The organism is Actinokineospora sp. NPDC004072 (assembly GCF_053604195.1).
The window spans coordinates 20,848-27,862 of record NZ_JBSGHB010000030.1; the positions used below are offsets into that span (position 1 = coordinate 20,848).

General features: G+C 71.6%; 6 protein-coding genes. 3 read left to right on the top strand and 3 right to left on the bottom strand.

Going from position 1 to position 7,015, the window contains the following annotated elements; translation table 11 throughout:
• Positions 1 to 264: 264 nt before the first annotated feature.
• A complete protein-coding gene (locus ACWEPX_RS31205) occupies positions 265 to 1,011 on the top strand; it encodes an ABC transporter permease (protein WP_451900859.1) in 747 nt (248 codons plus the stop codon).
• On the opposite strand, the gene ACWEPX_RS31210 is transcribed toward ACWEPX_RS31205, so the two are convergent.
• The 3 genes from ACWEPX_RS31210 to ACWEPX_RS31220 form a co-directional block, all read right to left on the bottom strand.
• On the bottom strand, positions 1,008 to 1,295 hold the full coding sequence (locus ACWEPX_RS31210; protein ID WP_451900860.1) for a hypothetical protein: 288 nt from the start codon (positions 1,293 to 1,295) through the stop codon (positions 1,008 to 1,010). The two genes, ACWEPX_RS31205 and ACWEPX_RS31210, sit on opposite strands and share 4 nt — an antisense overlap.
• Before the next feature lie 7 nt (positions 1,296 to 1,302).
• Positions 1,303 to 2,418, bottom strand: a complete 1,116-nt coding sequence (locus tag ACWEPX_RS31215) for a HesA/MoeB/ThiF family protein (protein WP_451900861.1) — start codon at positions 2,416 to 2,418, stop codon at positions 1,303 to 1,305.
• Positions 2,419 to 2,617: 199 nt separating this feature from the next.
• Positions 2,618 to 4,348 carry a M3 family metallopeptidase gene (locus tag ACWEPX_RS31220; RefSeq protein WP_451900862.1) on the bottom strand — a complete coding sequence of 577 codons (1,731 nt, stop codon included), beginning with the start codon at positions 4,346 to 4,348 and terminating at the stop codon, positions 2,618 to 2,620.
• A gap of 277 nt (positions 4,349 to 4,625) precedes the next feature.
• Here ACWEPX_RS31220 and ACWEPX_RS31225 point away from each other — a divergent pair, with 277 nt between their 5' ends.
• Together ACWEPX_RS31225 and ACWEPX_RS31230 are read left to right on the top strand one after the other, a co-directional pair.
• Complete coding sequence (locus ACWEPX_RS31225) at positions 4,626 to 5,852, top strand: MFS transporter (protein WP_451900863.1); 1,227 nt, start codon at positions 4,626 to 4,628, stop codon at positions 5,850 to 5,852.
• Between the two features lie 39 nt (positions 5,853 to 5,891).
• Complete coding sequence (locus tag ACWEPX_RS31230) at positions 5,892 to 6,887, top strand: NADP-dependent oxidoreductase (protein ID WP_451900864.1); 996 nt, start codon at positions 5,892 to 5,894, stop codon at positions 6,885 to 6,887.
• The last annotated feature ends 128 nt before the right edge of the window (positions 6,888 to 7,015 follow it).

Here is a 7,015-nt window from a genome sequence, read left to right on the forward strand (position 1 = left end):
GCCCTGAGCCCCCTCCTTGTCAGCCTCCGCCCTCTCCCATCGGCTTCGGGCCTCTCTCGTCAGCCTTGGTGCTCTCCCACTGGCTTCGGGCCCTCTCTCTCGCCAGCGTTGGCGCTGTCCCGCCGGCCTCGGGCCCTTTCTCTTGCCAGCGTTGGCGCTGTCTCGCCGGCCTCGGGCCTCTCGCCAGCTTGGCGCTCTCCTACCGGCCGCGGGCCTCTCGTCGTCAGCCTTGGGCCTCTTCCCTTGGGCGTAAGGTGATCGGCTGTGTCGCTGGGGTCGATTTCGCTTGGGCCGGTGCTCGCGGTTGTGCTGGTTGCCTTGGCTGCGGGCGCGGCGGTGGTGGTGCGGCTGGGGCGGATCGGGCTTGGCCGCGAGGTGGTTGTGGCCGTGGTGCGCGCGGCGGTGCAGCTCGCCGCGGTGTCGCTGCTGATCGCCGCCGTCCTGCGGTCGGGCTGGCTGACCGCGCTGTTCGTGCTGCTGATGTTCTTGGTGGCGGCGCTGACCTCGGCTCGGCGGATCAGCACGCCGCGCAGGGCGGGGGCTGCCGGGCTCGCCATCGCCTGCGGGGTCGTGCCCGCGCTGGCCCTGCTGGTGCTCGGCCGGGCGGTGCCCGCCGAACCGGTGGTGGTGCTGCCGGTTGCGGGCATCCTCATCGGCGGCGCGATGACCGCGACCACGCTGGCGGGCAAGCGCGCCATCGACGAGCTGACCACTCGGCACGGCGAGTACGAGGCCGCGCTGGCCATCGGCCTGCTGCCGCGGGAGGCGGCCCTGGAGATCTGCCGGGCGTCGGCAGGTCAGGCGCTGGTGCCCGCGCTGGACCAGACCAGGACCGTCGGCCTGGTGACGCTGCCCGGCGCGTTCGTCGGCATGCTGCTCGGCGGCGCGAGCGCGGTCGAGGCGGGCGCGGTCCAGCTGCTGGTCCTGGTCGCCCTCCTGGCGGTGGAGGCCGTCGCGGTGCTGGTCACCGTGGAGCTGGTCGCCACCGGCCGCATCCGCGCCGCTGGCTAGGGGTCGCGCCGCTCGTGGACGGTGTGCGCCTGGATGACCGGGCCGGTGACGCGCGCGTTGCCGCTGATCTCGTTGCGCACCGACCCGCCCGGTTCGGCCCCGCCGCCCCGGCGCAGCTGCAGGATGCCGACGACGAGCGCGAGCACCCCGGCGAACGCGCCGACCACGCTGGCCACCTTGTCCGCGGCGTCGAGGCCGATCACCACCAGGTAGGTCGCCAGGCCCGCGAGCAGCACCGCGCCCACCGCGACCGCGACCGCCCCCCACACCCGTCGCTTCAGCACCCGACCATCATCGTTCACGCCCCGCGTCCGCGACAACCGGGTCGCCGCCGACCGCCTGCGCCGCGCCGCACACCGGGCAGTCCGGCAGCCGGTCCCAGCGCTCGTACTCGGTCATCTCGTAGTCGTCGAAGCGCAGCTGGATCAGCTTGCCCGCGGCGACCGGCGGCGCGATCCCGGTGAGCAGGCGGACGACCTCGCCGACCAGCAGCCCGGTCACCATCGTCACCAGCGGGACGAACGCGGCGTTGTCCCCGCCGATGCGCCGCTCGCGCTTCTCGGCCAGCAGCGTGGCCGAGACGTGGTCGGTGCGGAAGACGCCCAGCCGCCAGCACTCCACGCAGCCGGTCTGCCCGGGGACCACGGTGAAGTAGATGGCCCGCTGGGTGTCCAGGCCGCCGGTTACCAGCGGGACGCCCGCCCGCACGCAGCCCTCGTTGACCCAGTGGTTGATCTCCATCTTCGGCCGGTCGGCCACCGAGATCACCACGTCGGCGTCGGCGACGGCGGCGAGCACGTCCGATGTGGACTCGATGCGCCGCGGCACCTTCTCGATGTGCATGCGCGGGTTGAACTGCTGCACCCGCTCGACGGCCAGGTCGATCTTGGGCTGGCCGATGTCGGTGTCGCGGTAGAGGACCTGGCGGTTGAGGTTCGACAGCTCCACCCGGTCGAACTCCACCACGCGCAGGTGGCCGATGCCCATCGCCGCGAGGTCCTGCAGGATGTGCGTGCCCAGCCCGCCCAGGCCGAGCAGGGTCACCCTGGCGTCGAGCAGGGTGCGCTGGTGCTGGAACTGGTTGTCGGCCAGCGAGCAGTACGAGCCGAAGAAGTTGATGTTGCGCGCCCAGCGCTCGCGCTCGTAGTCGTCCAGCAGGCCGTCGGCGGTCACCGCGCCGTTGAGCAGGAAGCCCGCTTCGTCGAACTGCGCGACGGCGGTCTCGACCTCGGCCGCGGTGATCTCCGGGTAGTCCTCGGCCAGCTCCCGGTGCACCTGCTCGATCGTGCGGGTGCCGTCGAGCAGCCGGCAGAGCCGGTGGATCGCGCCGTTCTCGTCGGGGATCTCCGCGACCTGGCCGTACCCGCCGATGTAGAGCACGCCGTCGGATGGGAAGGCGGGGGTCATGTGCTTAAGCTGGGGGAGGACTGGTCGGCTCATCTGGCTTCCCTCCGGACGGCGGTTCGTCGAGGACTAAGGTGGGCTGGCCCGCTGGTGGACCGCCCGTCACGCGGTCCACCAGCGGGCGCCTTCGGTGCGATCAGCCCTCGGCGGCGCCGGAAGCCGTGCTGGTCTTGCGGATCTTCATCGTCACGGTCATGTCGTCTCACCTCCTCGTCGGGGTCGTCGGGTCCGGGGCCTGCCCGGTGGTCGGTGCCGCGCCCAGCGCGTCGACCTGCGCGGCGAGGGCGTCCAGCCCGGCCGCCCAGGAGTTCGGGTCGCCCGGGCGCACGCCCAGCGCGCCGAGCAACTCGGCGGGCGGGGCGCACGCGCCCGCCGAGAGCAGGGCGCGGAAGCGCGGCCGGAACGCCGCGGGCGCGTCGTGGAACCGGTTCAGCAGCGACAGCGCGGCGACCTGCCCGTAGGGGTAGGCGAAGCGGCCGCCCGGGCGCAGGAAGAACTCGTCGAGGTAGCTCCACCAGTGCCGGTAGCCCTCGGTCAGCTCGACCGCGTCGCCGTAGAGGTCGCGCTGGCCGCGCAGCCACACCGCCGCCAGCGCCTCGGCGCCCGCCTGCTCCCCGGTGTGCAGGCCGTCCTCGAAGTCGTGCAGCGCGACCTGGCGGAACACCGAGACCAGCCGGTCCTCCAGCGCCCGCGCGGCGACGGCGTCCCCGGCCCGCTCGGCGAAGACCTCCGCGGCCAGCGACTCGGTGAACAGCGCGACGGTCTCGCCGAGCACCGCCGGGCAGGTGGCGTTGAACGCCCCGCTCCCCGCGGCGAACCGGACGTGCGCGGCGTGCCCCAGCTCGTGCGCCAGGGTGAGCACGTCGCGGGGGCTGCCGGTGAAGTTGAGCAGCACCCCGGCCCGCCCGGACGGCAGGCCGATCGTCACCGCGCCGCGTTGTTTGCGGGGGCGCGGAAAGGCGTCTACGGCGGCCAGCAGTTCGGTCGCCAATTCGCCCAGCCCGAGCCGGGAGAACGCCGTGACCGCGATTTCGGCCGCGAATTCCCACGGGAACCGCTCCGGCAGGCCCGGCAATGGGGCGTACCGGTCGGAGTCGGTGAGCGGATGGCCCAGCCGACCCGATTTCCACCGGTAGTACCGGTGCACGGTGCCCCACCGGTCGCGGACGGCTTCGAGCAGGGCGGCGAGTTCGTCGTCGCGGATTTGGTTGGCCACCCGCTCGGCGTGCAGCCAGTCCCGCGCGCCGGTGATCTCGGCGCGGGCCACCCGCGCTTCGGCCAGCTTGCCCAGCACCGAAGCCCGCAGGTCGATCTCGGGCAGCAGCGCCGCGGTGACCGCGTCCGCCCGCTCCCGCCGGTGCTCGCGGCCCGGCGCGTACAGCGCGGGCAGCACCGCGCCCAGCGAACCGCCTGCGGGGCGGATCCGGGCGAGCAGCTGCCGGGCCAGGGCCTCCAGCGCCGGGACCGGGTCGAGCCGGGCCAGCGCCTCGGCCGTCGCGCCGGTGGGCTGCATCGCCAGCGAGTCGCGGATGCGCGCGAGGTAGTTGCGGTGGCGCCGCAGTTCGGGGGCGTCGGCCGTCAGGCGGGCCAGCTCCGGCTCGAAGAAGTCCCACGCGGTCGCCACCTCGGCCCACAGCCGCTCGCAGCGAACCAGCACCCGGGCGCCCGCCGCGTCCTCGGCGTCGGCGGCCAGCCTGCCCTCGGCGTACGCGGTCGCCTCCAGCAGCGGCGCCAGGACCCGCTCGGCCTCGGCGACCGCCGCCGCGACGACCGCGCCGCCCGCCTCGGCGAGGGTGCCGCGGTAGCGCCTGCGGAAGTCGGCGACCCGGACGCCGACGGGGTCCAGATCCGCCAGCAGGGCCCGCGCGTCGACGGCGGCGAAGACGATTTCCGAACGGGTGGATAATGCGGGGGTGGACAAATAATCCCCCATTCAGCGTCAATGGACGTGAAAGGAATCCGCACCAGCGAGACTAGCTTTGGTCCAAACCCCCGGTCAAGGCACTTGTGCTGCTCTGTTCGGGTGGCCGGATCAACAATTGCCCCGGTGCGGCGCGGGACCGGCCGAACGGGGGGCACCGCGCTGGGGTGAACGGGGGAGAAACAGGGAACAATCGGCAATGGTGACGATTGCTCGCGTTGTCTGCGCTATTGCCCGCGGTCGTAATCTGGGGTCGCAATTGGCGGTGACCCCATCGACGGGAGCGCGGATGAGCACCGACACGGGCGAGCGGACGACCCCGCTCGGCTCGCGGTTCCACCTGCTGTGGGCGGCCTACGTCATCTCCAACACCGGGACGTGGATCTACCGCCTGACCCTGCCCCTGCTGGTGCTGGACCTGACCGGCTCGGCGTTGCAGACCGCGGCGCTCTACGCCCTGGAGTACGGCCCGTTCCTGCTGCTGTCGCTGCCCGGCGGCGTGCTCGCCGACCGCTTCGACCGCAAGCGCCTGCTCGTCGTCGGCGACCTGGTGGCCGGTGCGTTCGCGCTCGCCCTGGCCGTCATGGTGTCGGTCGGCGCGGCCCACATCGCCCTGATCTACGTCGTGGCGCTGCTGCTGTCGTCGGTCGAGCCGATCTACCACCCCGCCTTCCAGGGCTGGCTGCCGGACGTGGTGGACCGGGCGAACCTCGACCGGGCCAACGCCCTGCTGCAATCCAGCGACAACGTGGTCAGCCTGGCCGGTCCGGTGATCGCGGGCGGCCTGGTCGCCTTCGTCGGCTTCGAGCTGGCGATCTACATCGACGCGGCTTCGTTCGTCGTCAGCGCGCTGATCATCCTGCTGATCCGGGCGAAGTCGGCGCAGGCCCCGGCAGCGGCCCCGGTGCGGATGGTCAGCGGGATCAGGGAATCGCTGCGCTACATCGTGCGGGAGAACCCGCCGCTGCTCGCGGGCAGCCTCCTGTTCACCGGCACCAACTTCGCCATCTGGCTGATCCAGGCCAACCTCGTCTACTACCTGACGACGTACCTGCACCTGTCGTCGACGGTCGTCGGCGTGGTCTTCGCCGCCCAGGGCGCGGGGGCGCTGCTCGGCTCGCTGATCGCCCCGCGGGTGATCCGCGCCCTCGGCAACGGCCGCACGATCGCGCTGTCCACTGTGGCCGCGGGCCTGACCACGGCGCTGCTGGCCGTCTTCCGCGATCCCGTGGGCATCTGCGTGGTGTCGGCGCTGGTGTTCACGCTCGGGTCGATGAACGTGGTGGCCTGGTTCACCCTGCGCCAGCGCATCGTCCGCCGCGACATGCTCGGCCGGGTGGTGGCCACGACCCGCATGATCGCCTTCTCCAGCATCCCGCTGGCCTCGATCGTCGCGGGCGGGCTGGAGAGCGCGCTGCAGAACATGTTCCTGATCATCGTCATCGGCGCGGCCCTGCGGGCACTGGTCGGCGTGCTGGGGTTGCGCAGCAGCCTGGCCAGGACCCCGGACCGCTGACACCCGCCCGGGTCGAGCGCGCGGCGTTACGGTGGGTGGATGACCGACAACCGGCAGATCCGCCTCGCCGCCCGCCCCCGCGGCGAGGTCGCCCCCGACGACTGGTCCCACGTGACCGTCCCGGCCCCGACCCCCGCCGACGGCCAGTTCACCGCCCGCACCCGCCTGATCTCCCTCGACCCCGCCATGCGCGGCTGGCTGGACGACCGCCCCTCCTACCTGCCCCCGGTCGGCATCGACGAGGTGATGCGGGCAGGCACCCTGGTCGAGGTCACCGAATCCCGCCACCCCGACTTCACCCCGGGCGACTTCGTCGTCGGCACCTTCGGCGTTCAGGAGCACATCGTCAGCGACGGCCGAGGCGCCCTGAAGGTCGACAACCCCCTCCCCACCTACCTGGGCGCCCTGGGCATGCCCGGCATGACGGCCTACTTCGGCCTCCTGGAGGTGGGCGCCCTCAAGGAGGGCGAAACCGTGGTGGTCTCGGGAGCAGCAGGCGCCGTGGGCAGCATCGTAGGCCAAATCGCCAAACTCAAGGGCTGCCACGTCATCGGCATAGCAGGCGGCCCGGAGAAGACCGCCCTCCTCACCGACGAACTGGGCTTCGACGTAGCCATCGACTACAAATCCACCGACATCAAGACCGAACTGCACAAAGCAGCCCCCAACTCCATCGACATCTACTTCGATAACGTAGGCGGCCCCACCCTCGACGCCGCCCTAGCCAACCTAGCCATGCACGGCCGCGTGGTCATCTGCGGAGCCATCAGCCAATACAACGCCACCACCCCCACCCCCGGCCCAGCAAACTACTTGAACCTCCTCATCCGCCGAGGCCGAATGGAAGGCTTCATCGTCTTCGACTACACCCCCCGCTACCCAGAAGCAGCAAAACAAATGGCATCCTGGATCGCCAACGGCAAAATCGTACTAAAAGAACATGTGGTCAAGGGCTCGGTCGATGACTTCCCGGCAACCCTGAACATGCTCTTCAGAGGCGAAAACACCGGCAAGCTAGTCCTAGACATCACTTAAACACCAATCGTGCTACCCGCCAAACAGCAACCGCCCCGCCCAAGTGTCCGATGGGGTGGACTCGCATTCGCGGGGAGCGAAACGCCGCTAAACTGGCCAGGGCGTGAACGGGCTCCGCCCGCCTTCAC